Raw genomic sequence first — 16450 nt, 5'->3', positions numbered from 1 at the left:
TCATCGTACTAGAACGTTGATACAAATAATGCTTGTATTTAAACACATTGCGCCCAGTGTTAAATAAAAAATATTCTATAACCGTTCTAAGATTTGAGGAATTACTATGACAACAGCAAACCATAGCGATAGGTATGGCCTACACCAATCAACGCTTCCTGATGACGACGGTTTATTTGGCGAGTTTGGAGGCAAGATTGGTCATCCTGAATTGGCTAAAGCGATGGACGAAATAGCGGTAGGCTTTCGGGACATCATCAAAAATGAAGACTTCATCGCTGAAATGCAACGCCTACGTAAAACCTATATCGGTAGACCTAGCCCTGTGTATCATGCCCAGCGTTTGAGCAAGTATTGCGGTGGCGCACAGATATACTTTAAACGTGAAGACTTGAACCACACTGGCGCTCACAAAATTAACCATTGTTTGGGTGAAGTTTTGCTGGCTAAAAAGCTGGGCAAAACCAAAGTCATTGCCGAAACGGGGGCGGGGCAACATGGTGTGGCATTAGCGACCGCAGCGGCACTCATGGGTATTGAGTGTGAAATTCATATGGGTCTTGTGGATATTAAAAAAGAACACCCGAATGTTAGCCGTATGAAAATTTTAGGTGCTAAAATCGTCCCAGTATCGCGTGGTGCAGGTACGCTTAAAGAAGCGGTAGACAGTGCTTTTGAAGCCTATCTTGAACAGTTAGATACCAGCATGTTTGCCATTGGCTCAGTAGTTGGCCCTGCGCCCTACCCTGAAATTGTGGCTTATTTTCAGTCTGTGGTTGGTCATGAAGCACGCCAGCAATTTTTAGACACGACGGGTAAATTGCCAAATAAGGTGGTGGCTTGTGTGGGGGGTGGCTCTAATGCTCTTGGCATATTTAGTGGCTTCTTAGACGATAAAGATGTGGCTAAAATTGGGGTTGAGCCCGCTGGCGAAGGTCTAGATACGCCAAACCACGCTGCAACGATGACGTTAGGCGTTAAAGGCGAGATTCATGGCTTTAAATGCTATGTCCTGCTAGATGAAAACGGCGAGCCTGCACCTGTGCATTCCATTGCGTCAGGACTTGATTACCCGGGTATCGGCCCACAGCATTCTTATTTAAAAGATGCTAACTTAGCCACTTATACCAGCGTGACCGATAAAGAATGCTTGGATGCGTTTATGGCATTGTCTCGCCAAGAGGGTATTATCCCTGCCCTAGAATCTGCCCATGCGATTGCTTATGCGATGAAAGTAGCTAAAGACATGTCTCCTGATGAGACTATCTTAGTCAATCTATCAGGCCGTGGCGATAAAGATATTGATTATATTTTGGATAAAGTTGAGTTATAAGTGTGTCTTGTTTGGCGGGTTTTATCCCATAGCTTTATCCCATAGTTTTATAAAATATAAGTTGTCTGATGTGCTCAGTTTTTCTATCTATGGAGCATGAAGACTATGCAGCCTGAATGTGATATTGATTCTGCTCTGAAATACCCTAACCATAAACAAGCAAGCAGAATTAGCGTAGCAAATAGCAACTGGGAAGACAGTTAGCGGGCATCTATACAATAATACATGGCGTTTTAGATAGCGTAAAAAGGTTTGTATTTGTTTTTTTGTCACTTTTTTACCTTAAGCTGTCAACATTCTTTGCTATAGTCAAAGCGTTACAGTCAAAGATATCCTAAGTTACTAAGGGATTGATTACTTTTTGCTCTAGCATGCGCTGAAATAAAGTTAACCGTTTAAATAAACCAACTAAATGGAGTTTTTATGTATCATTACAATGCAGAAACTGGTCTTGAGAAAATACCGTTAGAGCAAGTTAAATTTTTAAAAACATTCTATGATAAACAAAAGCACCAAAGCTTAGCAGAAGCCATAGGTTTTGATGCTATGCAGGATATCTTTGTTTTAGATGAAAGCATCGACTATGATGCTCAAGACTATTCAATTGCTGTGAAGACGGTTTCTGATAAAACAAAAAGCTATGATCACGGTTACACCAATTATCATGCGGTCATTGAGGTACGTAGCTATGATTCGGTCAGCTTAGTTTTTGTTGAAGACCCTTTGTCTTTGTTAGAGTTACTCAGTGAGTTACTGGCGCAACAAGAGCTGCTTGGTATGACAGAATACGACTATGAACTTGTTGAGGATTTTTACGACGACATTGACGATGACGATGACGATGACGATGACGATGACGATGACGACTAGATTGTGACGTGTTTAGTCCTACTTATCGAATAAAAAACCGCCTAATCTGAACTAAAACACAGAGGTTAGATGGTTTTTGTCATTTTACTTAAAGTTTTAGAGAGGCAGAAAAAAACGGCTTACCTGTTTTAGACTGCCTCTCTAAGCTACCTCGTCTGGTGCTATACCATTGAGATGATCTAAGCAAAATCCTGCTGCAAAATATAGCTCATGTTGCGTTCAGCAAGCCCCGTAATAAACACGTATGGATTCACACCCGCACTACCTGGAATCAAGGCCCCATCTTGCACATAGATATTTTCATGACCTTTAACACGTCCAAACTCATCAGTAGCCAGACCTAAGACACAGCCGCCCAATGGATGATAGCAAAAATCATCCCCAAAACCTTCGTTAAATAATAGACTCGACGTAGTACCACCATTCGATTCAGCTAATTTTTCAATCAGCGCTTTAGCTGCCTTTACAGAGTATTCATTTTGTGAGCGCTTCCAGTTTAGCTTAACCGTTTTTGTGGTTTTATCATAATAGTAGTTACCTCTCTCTGGATTATCAGTGATGGCAAGATATAAAGTCGTCCATGTCTCCAAACCTAATGGAAGCGGTGCAATCTCAGCAAAAATTTTATAAGGCGATCCGCCTCTATCTCCATCCCACATATTGATACCTTTTACAGGTATCGTGGACTGAATCTTGCCAGCGGCATGCACAAAATTTCGCCCTGTCATAATATTGCCATTGGGCCCCCAGTGTTGACCTATGTGTTCATTTAAGTTGGTAAGCTTACCTTCAGCTTGGCTCTTTAATAATAGCTCAGAGGTCCCTGTACTACCCGCATTTAGAAATAACTTATCACACGTATAGCGCTCAATGGCATCCACGCCACCTCGTTTGTTTAATACATGAACTTCTAACGCAAGTTTGTCATCGTCTAAAGACTCTATAGATGCTACTTTACGCAACGTCTTAACCTCGACATTACCCGTCGCCTCTGCCTCTTTGAGATAGGTTAAATCCAGCGAAAACTTGCCCGCATTGTTACCATAAATAACCTCGCCACCTAGCCCTGATTGATACACCTCACCTTTGGCTTCTTTTTGCATATAGTCAAAGTCATAACTGTTACCAAAAAACTCTGTTTTAAGCCCCGCTTTTGTCGCTTGACGTTCTGCAGCGCGTGTAAATTCGTAGTGTTCAGAATTATTAAAAAAGTCTTTAGGAATCTGGCTTACCTTCAATGACCGCAGAGCACGAGGGAAAAATACATCGTACATCTCATTACTATCTATCCATGCAAAGGTCTTCTCAAAATCAGAACGTCTTGGCTCGATGGCGATGGCGCCATTGACGATGGAGCCACCACCATAAGCTCGACCCGCATACACTTTCATATCATCGTATTTGATTAAATCTAATACGCCAGGGTACTTTCTAATCACTCTAGGAATGGGTATGGGAGCATTGGGCCGGTGGCTAAACCAACTTGAACGCTCATCGGCGTTAATCATTTTGCAAAAAGTATCATGCTCAGGCGTTCTATCCCAACGCATACCCATTTCTAAAATTAAAACTTTATGACCTTGCTCGCTCAAGCGTAATGCGCAGACTGCTCCGCCATAACCACTACCGACAATAATGTTCGTAAAGTCTCCCGCCTGCTTAATGATCTTAGGCTGCGCGGCAGTTGTGGTAACTTTGGCAAGCGTTTGACACCCGGTTACAGTTGCCGATGTCCCGACGGCTCCTAGTCCTAGGCTCATTGACTTAATAAATTTACGTCGTTTCATTTGATTCCCAATGTATTTAAGTGAACAGCGTAAGAGAGCTATATGCTAATAAATTAGAACCTGTATTCATAAGCTACAGTCCGGAGCTTTTTACAATAAAATAAGACCATACAAGGCACCATTAATATAAGGCTCCACTAAGTTATAAGTTAAAAGCTCGGGTTAGATAGTCATTCTATTTAATCCTAATTTTAACCAAGTAGCGGCTTATTCTAGGCGAAAATAGCCAATTATAAGTTGTGAATACAGGTTCTTATTACGCTACTGGCATAAATTGATTATAGCAAGCCTTGCTTTCCCTATACTTTAGCTTACGTAACGGATTAGATAAAAATCATTCATACGTTGCTCTATTTCATATTACGCAGCAATACTTCAAATTACCAAATTCTGTAAAGATAAAATAGTTATAAACCACTTGAACCCAAATAATGATCTGATCTAAAACCGTCACTTGTTTGAAAAGAGCTATTTGCTTTAAGGCGGTAGCTCCTACCCCGTTCTAAATAACTCTAATAACTCTAGAAAACAAGCTGTGAAGATAAGCTTTATTATAAAACTTACTGGTAAAGCTTAGTTTAACAATGTTACTTTTTGTTTCTCTTGTTTATAAAAGTTTACAGAACCGATTCTGTATTATATTTCTGTGCTAAATTATCTCTCGCAACATTATCTTTGTCTTTCTTCCGCTTTAGTCTTTATTCCTTTAGCCTTTATTAATGATTATTAGGAATATTAATAATTATTAGGAAGAAAATTAATAGTTATTAGGAAAATACTATGGAAAAAAATATGCAAAAGAAAAACCTCATTCTACTTGCAGGGGCAGCAACTGTTTTATCTGCTTGTGCAACCCCAAGCGCATCGCAAAGCCCCACTTCAACGCTTCAGTCAGCTGATATGATTGTTACCAATGCCAAAGTTGCGGTTATGGATGACAAGAGAACCACAGCTGAAGCCATTGCTATTAAAGACGGTAAAGTGTTAAGCACTGGTAGTGATGAAGATATTCTGCGCTTACGAAATGCCAGTACCAAAGTCATTGATGGGCATGGTAGAACGCTTATCCCTGGTCTGAATGACTCACATCTTCATGTCACTCGTGGTGGCCGTTTTTACAATACTGAACTACGCTGGGATGGGGTAACTTCATTAAAAGAAGCACTACGCATGCTAAAAGAGCAGGCAGATAGAACCCCTAAAGGACAATGGGTACGCGTAATTGGCGGATGGTCACCTTACCAGTTTGAAGAAAAAAGACTGCCAACCATTGAGGAAATCAATGAGGCGACTGGTGATACCCCCGCTTTTGTCTTGTATTTATATAGCCGTGGTTGGCTAAATAAAGCTGGATTAAAAGCATTAAATATTGATAGAAATACTCAGCCACCTAACGACCAAAGTCGTTATGAGAAAGATAAAAACGGCGACCCAACAGGTGTTTTATTGGCAGAACCAAATGCCATGATTTTATACCAGGTTATTGGGAAGCTTCCTCCTTTATCAGAGAAGGAGATGATTAACTCCACCAAACACTTCAACCACGAATTAAACCGTTTTGGTCTAACCAGCGCGATTGACGCTGGTGGTGGTGGTCATACCTTCCCAGAAGATTATGACGCCTCTAAAGCATTAGCAACCAGCGGAGATTCATCACTACGTATCTCTTACTACTTGTTCCCTCAAAAAGCAGGTGAGGAGCGTAAAGCCTTTGAGAAGTGGATGGCTAATAACACCGCTTCTGTCAATGAAGATGTAGAGCATGAACACGGCTATGAGTTAGAAGGTGGTGGTGAGTACATGACTTGGGCTGCGGGCGACTTTGAAAACTTCTTAGCGCCTAAGCCATTTATTAAAAATAATAAAGGGTGGCGTGAAAGCACCAAAGAAGTGATCCAAATGCATGTGGATAAGGGCTGGCCATTTAGACAGCACTCGACTTACGGCGAAAATACCAAGCTAATCGTAGATTTGGTGGATGAGATTGACCGTGAAAATAACGGTAAGATCAAGAATGATATGCGCTGGGCAATTGACCATGCTGAAACCGTTAGTGATGAAACCCTACGTGAAATCAAACGCTTAAATGGCGGTATATCCGTTCAAGATCGTATGGCATATGCAGGTGAGTACTTTGTCGACAGATATGGTGCTGAGGCGGCAAAAACCAGCCCTCCATTTAAGAAAATCTTTGATATGGGTATTCCTTTAGGGTCTGGTACGGATGGCACCCGTGTGGCAAGCTACAACCCATGGATTTCTTTGTACTGGATGACCACAGGTAAGACAGTCGGCGGTACTCAGCTTTATGGTAAAGATAACGTCTTATCACGCGCTGATGCGCTTGAGGTCTATACCAGTGGCAGTGCATGGTTCTCAAGTGAGGAGGATGTGAAAGGAACTCTTGAGCCTGGTAAATATGCAGACTTTGTATTGTTATCAGACGACTACTTCACAGTACCTGAAGAGAAAATTAAAACCATTGAATCTGTGTTGACAGTGGTTGGTGGCGATGTGGTATATGGTGCTGGCGAATACAATAAGCTTAATCCTCAACTGCCTGAAGTTATTCCAAGCTGGTCGCCAGTAAAATACTATGGTGGATACCAAAACCCTAGTAAACCTGCCGCTAAGTAACGGATAGTTTAACGACTACAGGGTTAACATTTGGATATTAAAAATCGGTCTGTTATATCAGACCGATTTTTTATTATATGATAACTACAGCATTAAGCCATTAATCAACAAACTGTATCGATGAAGGTTTTTAAGTATAGCGGAGAATTATAATGACAGAACAACTGGTTCAAACTATCGATATAATCGCCAAAATAGTGGAGTTTGTAGGGGTAATGATTATGTTTTTAGGGCTGGTAATGGCTTTTTATAAAGCCGCTGCCGCAGCAAAAAAGTTTAGTCAAGATACTTATCTCGATATTCGACAAGGCGTCGGTAAATCTATCTTATTAGGTTTAGAGGTTTTAATCGCAGCAGACATTATGGCTACTGTAGTCACGGAACCTACCTTACGCAGTGTCTTAGTACTGGGTGTCATTGTACTTATCCGTACTTTTTTGAGCTTATCACTACAAGTAGAGCTTGAAGGACGTTTCCCTTGGCAAAAAAAGCAGGCTATTAACAATAAAGACTGAGTAAACCAACTCTGGTAAAAATAGACTTGCGTTAAAAAACGTTAGAATCGTTAGAATAAGAAGCACAATCTATAAACCCTGATTATTCTATTTATATCGCTCATTGAGTTGATATAGATGATGGGTAATTCCTACACTACACTGCCCTACCTATATACTATTTTTAATGACCTATTTTAACGACCTGTTTTAACGGGTTTCCAAAACCTGTTGGTAAACTTGTTCATCGGATTTAGAAAAGCAGCAGAAAATCACTTCTTTGACTGAAAAATCAGAAGTAGAGGCTATTTCATTCATGAGATAACCTTGAACAGTGGCAATCGCTATTTTGGTTGCTTGCTCTATAGGATAGCCATACACACCCGTACTAATGGCTGGGAAAGCTATGCTTTGCACGTCGTTATCTACCGCCAATTGAAGAGAGTTGCGATAGCAGTTTGCCAATAACTCAGACTCATTATAATTGCCTCCCTGCCAAACAGGTCCTACAGTATGAATAATGTACTGACTTGGCAAATTAAATGCTGGCGTTATCTTCGCTTCTCCAGTTTGACAGCCATTTAAGGTACGACAATAGGCTAACAACTCAGGCCCAGCAACTCGGTGGATGGCTCCATCAACACCGCCGCCGCCTAGCAAACTTGAATTAGCAGCATTAACAATAGCATCCACCAAAAGTTTGGTAATATCGCCCTGCACTACCGATAGTCTAATATCCTGTGCCTCTCCTAATTTATTAACAAATGTTAGCTCTTTAGTCATAATTTTTACCTTATTTTATGTTATTTTCAGACAGATCAAAAAAAAAGAATTGTTGATATAAACCATGTCGTTAAATAGCTAATGGCATTGTTACGAATTTGCCACGATGCAACGGCTTCTAGTCCTTAATAAGTCATATAAATTTTGTTATGTTATTATATATAGGTAATATATAGATATTGGATATATAGATATTGGATATATTGAATGTGGAATATGGAATATTCAGTATGTAGAGATAAATATACAAAGGGACTGATTATTAAACTTATCATTAAGTACTAATTACTAAATATTGGTTGATTATCCACCAAAACTGAATTGCCAAACTAAAAAAAGTTTAGTTTTCTGCTTAAAAAAAGAAAACGTTGAGCCTGTTATGCTCAATACCACCCTGTGTCATTATCAGATAGCCACCTTACTTAACATTACCAACTAGAGAAGGAAGCCACTATGAGCGATATATTTAATGTTAAAGACAGCTTAACGGTAGCTGGCAAAAAGCATGCCTATTATAGCTTACCAAAACTTGCCGAAACTTATAACAACATAAACACTCTGCCCTATAGCATGAAGATTGTATTGGAAAACTTACTGCGTAACGAAGATGGCGGGCTGTCTGTTGGCAAAAATCATATTGAAGCCGTAGCAGAGTGGGATGCCCAAGCAGTACCTTCGCAAGAAATCGCTTTCATGCCAGCCCGTGTAGTATTACAAGACTTTACAGGGGTGCCTTCCGTTGTTGACTTAGCTGCCATGCGGGATGCTATCGTCAAATTGGGCGGTAATGCGGAACAAATCAACCCATTTATCCCAAGTGAGCTTGTCGTTGACCACTCAGTTCAAGTAGATGTTTATGGCCGTGAAGACGCCCTCGATTTGAATAAAAAAATTGAATTTAAGCGTAATAATGAGCGTTATGAGTTTCTGCATTGGGGTAAACAAGCGTTTGAAAACTTTGTCGTTGTCCCCCCTGCAACTGGTATCGTACACCAAGTAAACCTTGAATACCTCGCCCGCGTTGTCATGGCAAGTGAGCAAAATGGCGAGCTGACTGCTTATCCAGATACCGTATTTGGTACCGATAGCCACACTACCATGATTAACGGTGTTGGCGTATTAGGCTGGGGCGTTGGTGGTATTGAAGCAGAAGCTGCGATGCTCGGTCAGCCTTCATCTATGCTTATCCCCCAAGTGGTGGGTTTTGAGCTAACAGGCAAACTGTCCGAAGGAGTTACTGCAACTGATTTAGTATTACGCGTTGTCGAAATGTTGCGTGCTCATGGTGTGGTCGGTAAGTTTGTTGAATTCTATGGTCAAGGTCTACACAGTTTACCTCTCGCTGATCGTGCGACTATTGCGAATATGGCGCCTGAATACGGTGCAACTTGTGGTATTTTCCCAATTGACCAAGTAGCGATTGACTATCTACGCTTGTCAGGTCGAAATGAGACACAAATTGAGCTAGTAGAGAAATACGCTAAGGCTCAGGGTCTATGGCATGATGTTGATACACCAAATGCGACTTACTCAAGCAACTTGACGCTTGATTTAAATACTGTTGAACCGTCACTTGCGGGGCCAAAACTACCCCATCAACGTATCTCCTTATCGGACATGTACAAAAGTTTCGGTAATACTTTGACCGAGATGACAAAAGACCGTAAGACAGAAGTTGTGGATAAAGTTCGCTTCGATCAAGAGGGTGGTGAACAAGAACAAGCAGAAGAATTGGCAGCTGAACCTGATATCGAAGTGTCAACCACTGATAGACAACCCACCGCCAACAGTATTTACTCAACCGTATGCATTGATGATAAAGAGCATCACTTGAATGATGGCTCTGTCGTCATTGCCGCCATCACGTCTTGTACCAATACTTCAAACCCTGCGGTCATGATTGGTGCCGGTTTAGTGGCTAAAAATGCGGCAGCCAAAGGGCTAAAAGCCAAGCCTTGGGTCAAAACCTCTTTAGCGCCAGGCTCGAAAGTTGTTACTGACTACCTCGAGAAAACCAACTTAATGAGTGAGCTTGAAAAAATCGGCTTCTACTTGGTTGGCTACGGCTGTACAACCTGTATCGGTAACTCAGGTCCTCTGCCTGATGTGATTGAAAAAGGTATTGAAGAAAACGATCTGGTGGTCGCCTCAGTCCTATCAGGTAACCGTAACTTCGAGGGTCGTATTCACTCTCATGTGAAGACTAATTATCTCGCTTCTCCACCGTTGGTTGTGGCCTATGCGATAGCAGGTACTGTAGATATCGACCTAACTAAACATCCATTGGGTCAAGACCAAGACGGCAATGACGTCTTCTTAAAAGACATCTGGCCAACGACAGCTCAAATTGATGGATTGATTGCTGAAAATATCAATGCAGAGATGTTCCACAAAAACTATGGGGAAGTCTTTGATGGTAGCTCAGAATGGAATGCTATTAGCTCTGCGTCTAGTCAGATATACCCATGGAATGAGGCGTCAACCTACATCAAAAATCCACCTTTCTTTGAAGGTATGACGATGGAGCCAGAAGGTATTAAAGATATCGAAAATGCGCGTATCTTAGGCTTATTTGGCGACTCAATCACTACTGATCACATCTCGCCAGCCGGTAATATTGATGCTGATTCGCCAGCAGGTAAATACCTACAAGAGCGTGGCGTGTTAGAAGCTGATTTTAATAGCTATGGTTCACGTCGTGGTAATGATGCAGTAATGACGCGGGGTACATTTGCCAATATCCGTATTAAAAACTTGATGATGGACGGCGTCGAGGGCGGTTATACCTACTACTTCAAAGACGATAAAGCGACACTACAAGATGGCGAAAAAATGGCAATCTATGATGCAGCCATGAAATATAAAGAAGATGGTCGTACGCTTGTTGTCCTAGGTGGCGAGCAATATGGTACTGGCTCAAGCCGTGACTGGGCTGCCAAAGGCACCATCCTACTGGGTGTAAAAGCGGTATTGGCAGGCTCTTTTGAACGTATCCACCGTTCAAACTTAGTGGGTATGGGTGTCCTACCATTAACCTTTAAAGAAGGAGAAAGCATCCAGTCGCATAACTTGGATGGTTCTGAAGTGCTCAGCATCACTGGTTTAGATAATGGCGAAAGTAAAACCGCCACTGTTACTGCAACACGCGCTGATGGTAGTACTGAGACCTTTGAGGTTAACGTGATGCTACAAACGCCAAAAGAGCGTGAATATGTGCGTCATGGCGGTGTATTACATTACGTACTTCGTGAATTGGCAACAGAAAACCAAGCTTAACTTCATTTTGTCACTTAATAAGCATATAGATTATACATGCCCGACCAAAATTGGTCGGGCATTTTATTGAGAGTTTGTTTGGTATTAGCAATGTCAGGTAGCTACTGCACCTTCTTCATTTAATGCCAACCAAAGCCATCTGCCGTCCACTTGCTCTTATCTGTTGGTAAATGACCGCTATCATCTTCCCCCACCACTTCTTAATCCAACAAAGCGTTTAGCCTAGCCTTCAGGTTCAATAACCTGTCTTAGGGCGTGTCCTCAATTCTTACAATTGCATTTAAATGGGCTAAAAATGGGCTACGCCAGTGACATGTTTGAATATTCAACATACCCTAATGCTATACCTTTTTTAAATAATTTGTATTTTTGATAACCTGTATTTTAAATATAGTATTTAATCGTAGTTGAGTGCTATAATTCCTTATATATAATAATGATTCCTATTAACATTATTATTTACCTTAGCTGATAAAGAAGCGACAACGAGGTCACTGTATGAAGACAGCTACTTCAATCTCTCCATTAACAAGCCAAGTAAGCAATCAAAACGCAACTTGCTCATTATTTGATTTACAAAAGAACCAGCCTGCCATCATTCTCGATATTATTGAAAACACCCGTTTTGGTAACCTCGACAATGTGGTCAGCCAGCGACTAAAAGACCTTGGATTCTTACCTAATACGCCCATTTGCGTTATTGCAAAAGGCTTATTTGGAAAGTCGCCCTATGCCGTACAACTCGGCTCTGGCATTCAGTTTAGCTTGCGTACAGATGAACTGATCAAGATACGGTGCCGTGTTTTAGAGTAGGTTTCAATAACTTTTATCCCCTGCTTAAAAGCATAAATGAAACATCAGTTCAAATCTGGACATTAATCCTCGGTTTATAACCATAACGTATTAGAATCTCATTCATGGCCTATTCCACTACTCTACCGCAAGACAATGCTGTTAAAGTACCATTTGACATAGCATTGGTGGGTGCACCCAACTGCGGTAAAACAGCCCTCTTTAATGCGCTCACTGGCTCAAAAGCCAAGGTTGCCAACTACCCTGGCGTAACTGTTGATAAGCGTATGGCCTCACTGCTTGGGCAGAATAATGTTCATATTATAGATTTGCCTGGCACCTACAGCCTGCAAACGACCAGTCCTGATGAAGAAGTTACCCGACGCGTGTTATTGGGTCAAATGCCCGGCGAGTCGGCTCCTAAAGCGATGATTGTGGTTGCTGATGCCACAAATCTGCGAATGTCGCTCCGTATGATACTGGAACTGAAAAATCTGGGGTTGCCGATGGTGGTTGCTCTTAACCTCAATGATGTGGCAATGAGTCGTGGCTTGGTGGTTGATGAGCATATATTGTCTGAAGCACTTGGCGTGCCTGTGGCAAAGACAGTCGCTATTAAACGAATGGGCAGTCAACACTTATTGGCCTTGGTCAATGAGCTTGTCGACACCTATCAAAGCCACGATGAGCCGCTACGATTTAAACAACCTACGCCTGATACTCAGACGTTATATCAAATGGCGGATGAGATCATTAGCAAAGCGGTTAGTGTTCCCCAGAAGCTACCTAAGTGGCATCAACGCCTAGACTACTGGGCACTGCATCCTGTGGTGGGGATGGCCTTATTATTGATTATTTTGTTTGTGATATTTCAAGCAGTATATGCTTGGGCCACCCCTATCATGGATGGTCTAGAGACACTTATAGGCCAATTTGGGGGACTGGTTTCGACATGGTTACCAGATGGTATCTTACAAAGCCTTATTGTAGACGGTATTATCGCAGGTGTGGGTAGTGTGGTGGTATTTGTGCCTCAAATCGCCTTACTTTTTTTATTTTTATTAATACTTGAGGACTCAGGGTACCTGCCTCGAGCAGCTTTTTTATTAGACAATACCCTATCAAAAGTAGGACTCTCTGGACGTTCATTTATTCCATTACTGTCAGGTTTTGCCTGTACAATACCTGCCGTAATGTCAACTCGAACTATTCCCAACCCTAGAGAGCGGCTTGTTGCTATATCAGTTATACCGATGTTGACCTGTTCAGCTCGCCTACCTATTTATGCTTTAATTATAGCGGCAGTAATTCCTCAGAAAACGGTGTTCGGATTGTTTAATCTGCAAGGGTTAACCTTGTTTGTCTTATATTTGGCAGGTATTGTTTCTTCAGCCTTAATATCATGGCTTCTCAAACGCTTTAATAGCTCGAAATCGCAAACAACTACATTTCCTTTATTGATGGAATTACCGACCTACCGTATGCCCAATGTCAAACATATTGCTACTGAGCTTTGGGATAAAGTGAAGGCCTTTTTACTACGCGCAGGTACGGTCATTTTTACGCTTTCCGTGCTGCTATGGGTATTGGTATCTTTCCCTGAGCCACCTACGGGTGCAACTGGTCCAGCTATCGATTATAGTTTTGCTGGCATCATTGGTCATGCCATACAGCCTATTTTTGCGCCTATTGGATTCACGTGGGAGATGTGCATTGCTTTAATTCCAGGGTTGGCGGCTCGTGAGGTAGTGGTCGCAGCCTTAGGCACGGTTTACGCAGTCAGTGCTACAGGGAGTGATGAGGCTATTAATCAAACCCTTATCCCAATTATCCATGCTCAGTGGGGCTTGGCAACAGCGTTTGCATTTTTAGCTTGGTATATTTATGCGCCTATGTGTTTAGCGACTTTGGCAGTCATCCGCCGTGAGACCAAATCACTGCCTACCACCCTACTTATCACTGCGTATTTATTCGTATTGGCTTATGGCCTAGCGTGGGTAACGTATCAAATTGCCGGTCATATATTTGTTTTTTAACAAGTGTTGGTCTCAGAAGAAGCGTTGGGGTTATAAGTTGGGGTTATAAATAGGAGTACTGTATGTCAGAAGCACTACAATATATTATTGTTACCGTTATTATTTTGGCTTCACTATACTATGTCTGGACAAGGGTTTTGTTTAAAAAGAAATCAAAGTGTCCGGGTTGCGGTAAATGTGGCTCTTAACATTTTTTATCTTTGAGCAACGTTTAACGCCTTTTAGCCCCTTTTAAAAACCTCACTCAGGTATCGGAAACAGGGTGTCATAAGCGATATTATAGACAAAGGTATATACCAGATAAAAGAGTGGCATTGCAATATTCATAACAAAGGATTCCTATAGAGTAATACCTAGATACCCCGCAATGATTGGCATAAACATTAATAATAACCCACCTTCAAATAGTACAGTGTGTAGCACGCGTATCGGTACCGTTGTTTTATACACATGATTGCGGAGCTCTAATAAGGCTTTGTCAAATAATATGTTATAGCAATAGTTCCGTACCGTAGCGACAACTGAGGCGGTAACTGCTATCACTCCAATGTTATAAATCTCATAAATAAACGTCCAACTTGCCAACGGTACAATTAACAGTAGCCCAGTTATTTAAAAAGCAAAGGCATGGCGAATACGGTCGTTTCTACTACACATTACCTGTACCTAGTGCTAAAAAACATAATATTCAACACGGCTGTTAACTTTTCATGTCATTTAACTTTTCATGCCATTTAACTTTGCACATCAATCAACTGTGCCATCGCCGCTGCCTGAGCAGTGCCCACCTTTGTTAATCCTCTCACAACGCCGACTCTATTCTCTAATGATTTGTTTTGACTTAGTTTAAATTGCGCTTGGATATCAGAGATGTCAATCTGAATACCAACTATGCCTCGGCACATTGCTTGAATATAGGATCCTGGGGCATCGTTTAACGTCCAAGGTACTGGCTGAGTACTTTCAAACTCTGCAGTTAGGTGGGTCAATATCTGTACTAATTCTTCTGGTTCATTTAGTAGCTTCGCTTGGCCACTAATATGTACACTTTGATAGTTCCACGTTGGCACTTCTTTGTGCGTTATAGCCTTGCTAGGATACCAGTTGGGACTGATGTAGTGTCCTGCCTGTTGAAAGATGATTAACCAAGGCGACTTTAAATAAGACGCACTGTTTAATGGGTTTACTTTGGCAATATGCCCTATTAAAAACCCTTGTTTATTCTCAGAAGGCAACTCTACTTCAGAGTCTTTTGATTCAGAGTCTTGCCAATACATGGGAATATGACACGCTTCTAAGCCACAGTCAGTCTGTACAATAACAGTCGCCAACGGATGGTTAGCAATAAATGTCTTGATAGCGTCAAGACTGGTTTCTTGGAAAGATTTAGGAGTAAACATAAATAATTGAGCCTGATACGAGGTAATGGCGCAGCATTGCCGCGCTAGGGTATGTTGTACATTATTTTTAAGATTTCAATAGGGTTGTCCAGCGATTTATAGCGTATAACACGTATGGCCAAAAGCAGGTATTTATTATATCGTGAATACTGGCACCTAACTGTGCACGCCCAATATTTGGATAGCTATAGCCCAAGTCTAGCACTTCGCCTAACATAGCGGCACTGGTTACTGCCAGTAGTGCCAGCAGCTGTCTAGTAGACTGCTTACTCAATATGGGCTGAGAGACGGCCAAACATATTAGATAGATGCCTATACCTGTGTAGATGTGTAAGGCATCTTTCTCAAGCCCTGTTATATAAACAAGATACATTTTGAAGTGTTGAAAATTCACATTAGTCTTCCGATATCCGAATAGCAGTAACGTTTCTGCTATAGTCTGTCTGAAATAAATTCGCTACGCTTTTGATCGCACTTAATATAATCCTTGTCATATGCGAGGTCGGTCGCCTTGGAGCAAAATCTTTTAAGTTTGACCCTATATAATAAAACCTAATAAAGTAAGTGATGATTTGTTAGATAACGGGTTAGATCATTTGTTCAATGCTTGTTTATAACTGTCCCTTCAATCATATACGATAAACCGTTAGGCTGATGTGAATTTTAGATGGATTTGACCCTAAGACTCTGTAACCGCTAGCCCTGATTGAAGCGTTATCTTAAAATGCTATTCAAATGCCACGTAAATACTACGTAAATGCCTTTTTACACTAATCGTTACTTAGCGCCTTTTTTATTTAAAGCCCCTAAATCTGGGTAATATAAATATGATTAAAAAGCAGGGAATATTAACGTAAATGTCATACGGGGTAGGTTCTAACCCATCAAAGAAGGTGCTATAAGCTATACCAGCAAAGAAGATGATGCGTATTATTACAGTGGCATATTGCTTGTGGTCAAGCCTCTTTGGGATTGGGGAAAATATAAAAATAATCTGTAATATGGCGAGTGCAATGTATAAATACATATCTTTCATAAGCAA

Annotated in this window: 12 protein-coding genes and 1 pseudogene; 8 read left to right on the top strand and 5 right to left on the bottom strand. The window is 41.3% G+C overall.

Annotated features, from left to right (window positions below; genetic code table 11):
- Positions 1 to 106 precede the first annotated feature (106 nt).
- On the top strand, positions 107 to 1333 hold the full coding sequence (trpB, locus tag AC2SLN_RS11710; RefSeq protein ID WP_486550159.1) for a tryptophan synthase subunit beta: 1227 nt from the start codon (positions 107 to 109) through the stop codon (positions 1331 to 1333).
- Between the two features lie 423 nt (positions 1334 to 1756).
- Positions 1757 to 2203: a hypothetical protein gene (locus AC2SLN_RS11705; protein ID WP_486550158.1), complete on the top strand. Its 447-nt coding sequence runs from the start codon at positions 1757 to 1759 to the stop codon at positions 2201 to 2203.
- Positions 2204 to 2382: 179 nt separating this feature from the next.
- Here the strand turns inward: AC2SLN_RS11705 and AC2SLN_RS11700 are convergent, their stop codons facing one another.
- Complete coding sequence (locus AC2SLN_RS11700; RefSeq protein WP_486550156.1) at positions 2383 to 3990, bottom strand: GMC oxidoreductase; 1608 nt, start codon at positions 3988 to 3990, stop codon at positions 2383 to 2385.
- A gap of 780 nt (positions 3991 to 4770) precedes the next feature.
- Between AC2SLN_RS11700 and AC2SLN_RS11695 the strand changes: the two genes are divergently transcribed.
- Together AC2SLN_RS11695 and AC2SLN_RS11690 are read left to right on the top strand one after the other, a co-directional pair.
- A complete protein-coding gene (locus tag AC2SLN_RS11695) occupies positions 4771 to 6627 on the top strand; it encodes an amidohydrolase (RefSeq protein ID WP_486550155.1) in 1857 nt (618 codons plus the stop codon).
- A gap of 152 nt (positions 6628 to 6779) precedes the next feature.
- Positions 6780 to 7142: a DUF1622 domain-containing protein gene (locus AC2SLN_RS11690; RefSeq protein WP_486550153.1), complete on the top strand. Its 363-nt coding sequence runs from the start codon at positions 6780 to 6782 to the stop codon at positions 7140 to 7142.
- A gap of 189 nt (positions 7143 to 7331) precedes the next feature.
- Here the strand turns inward: AC2SLN_RS11690 and AC2SLN_RS11685 are convergent, their stop codons facing one another.
- Positions 7332 to 7904: an O-acetyl-ADP-ribose deacetylase gene (locus tag AC2SLN_RS11685; protein ID WP_486550151.1), complete on the bottom strand. Its 573-nt coding sequence runs from the start codon at positions 7902 to 7904 to the stop codon at positions 7332 to 7334.
- 453 nt (positions 7905 to 8357) lie between these two features.
- On the opposite strand from AC2SLN_RS11685, the gene AC2SLN_RS11680 reads away from it, so the two are divergent.
- The 4 genes from AC2SLN_RS11680 (at position 8358) to AC2SLN_RS11665 (ending at position 14196) form a co-directional block, all read left to right on the top strand.
- Positions 8358 to 11180: an aconitate hydratase gene (locus AC2SLN_RS11680; protein ID WP_486550149.1), complete on the top strand. Its 2823-nt coding sequence runs from the start codon at positions 8358 to 8360 to the stop codon at positions 11178 to 11180.
- A 498-nt stretch (positions 11181 to 11678) separates the two neighbouring features.
- Complete coding sequence (locus AC2SLN_RS11675) at positions 11679 to 11993, top strand: FeoA family protein (protein ID WP_486550147.1); 315 nt, start codon at positions 11679 to 11681, stop codon at positions 11991 to 11993.
- Positions 11994 to 12097: 104 nt separating this feature from the next.
- The gene (gene feoB, locus AC2SLN_RS11670; protein WP_486550145.1) at positions 12098 to 14008 is read left to right on the top strand and encodes a ferrous iron transport protein B; all 1911 of its coding nucleotides are present in this window, start codon (positions 12098 to 12100) and stop codon (positions 14006 to 14008) included.
- Between the two features lie 62 nt (positions 14009 to 14070).
- Positions 14071 to 14196: a FeoB-associated Cys-rich membrane protein gene (locus AC2SLN_RS11665; protein ID WP_486550143.1), complete on the top strand. Its 126-nt coding sequence runs from the start codon at positions 14071 to 14073 to the stop codon at positions 14194 to 14196.
- Between the two features lie 52 nt (positions 14197 to 14248).
- Here the strand turns inward: AC2SLN_RS11665 and AC2SLN_RS11660 are convergent.
- The 3 genes and pseudogenes from AC2SLN_RS11660 to AC2SLN_RS11650 form a co-directional block, all read right to left on the bottom strand.
- Positions 14249 to 14608 (bottom strand): annotated as a pseudogene (locus AC2SLN_RS11660) (PACE efflux transporter).
- A gap of 134 nt (positions 14609 to 14742) precedes the next feature.
- Positions 14743 to 15408, bottom strand: a complete 666-nt coding sequence (locus tag AC2SLN_RS11655; protein ID WP_486550142.1) for an FMN-binding negative transcriptional regulator — start codon at positions 15406 to 15408, stop codon at positions 14743 to 14745.
- Positions 15409 to 15475: 67 nt separating this feature from the next.
- Complete coding sequence (locus AC2SLN_RS11650) at positions 15476 to 15802, bottom strand: hypothetical protein (protein WP_486550140.1); 327 nt, start codon at positions 15800 to 15802, stop codon at positions 15476 to 15478.
- Between the last annotated feature and the right edge of the window lie 648 nt (positions 15803 to 16450).

Source organism: Psychrobacter sp. CX90 (assembly GCF_057396305.2).
This window is presented reverse-complemented; position numbering and strand designations above follow the sequence as displayed.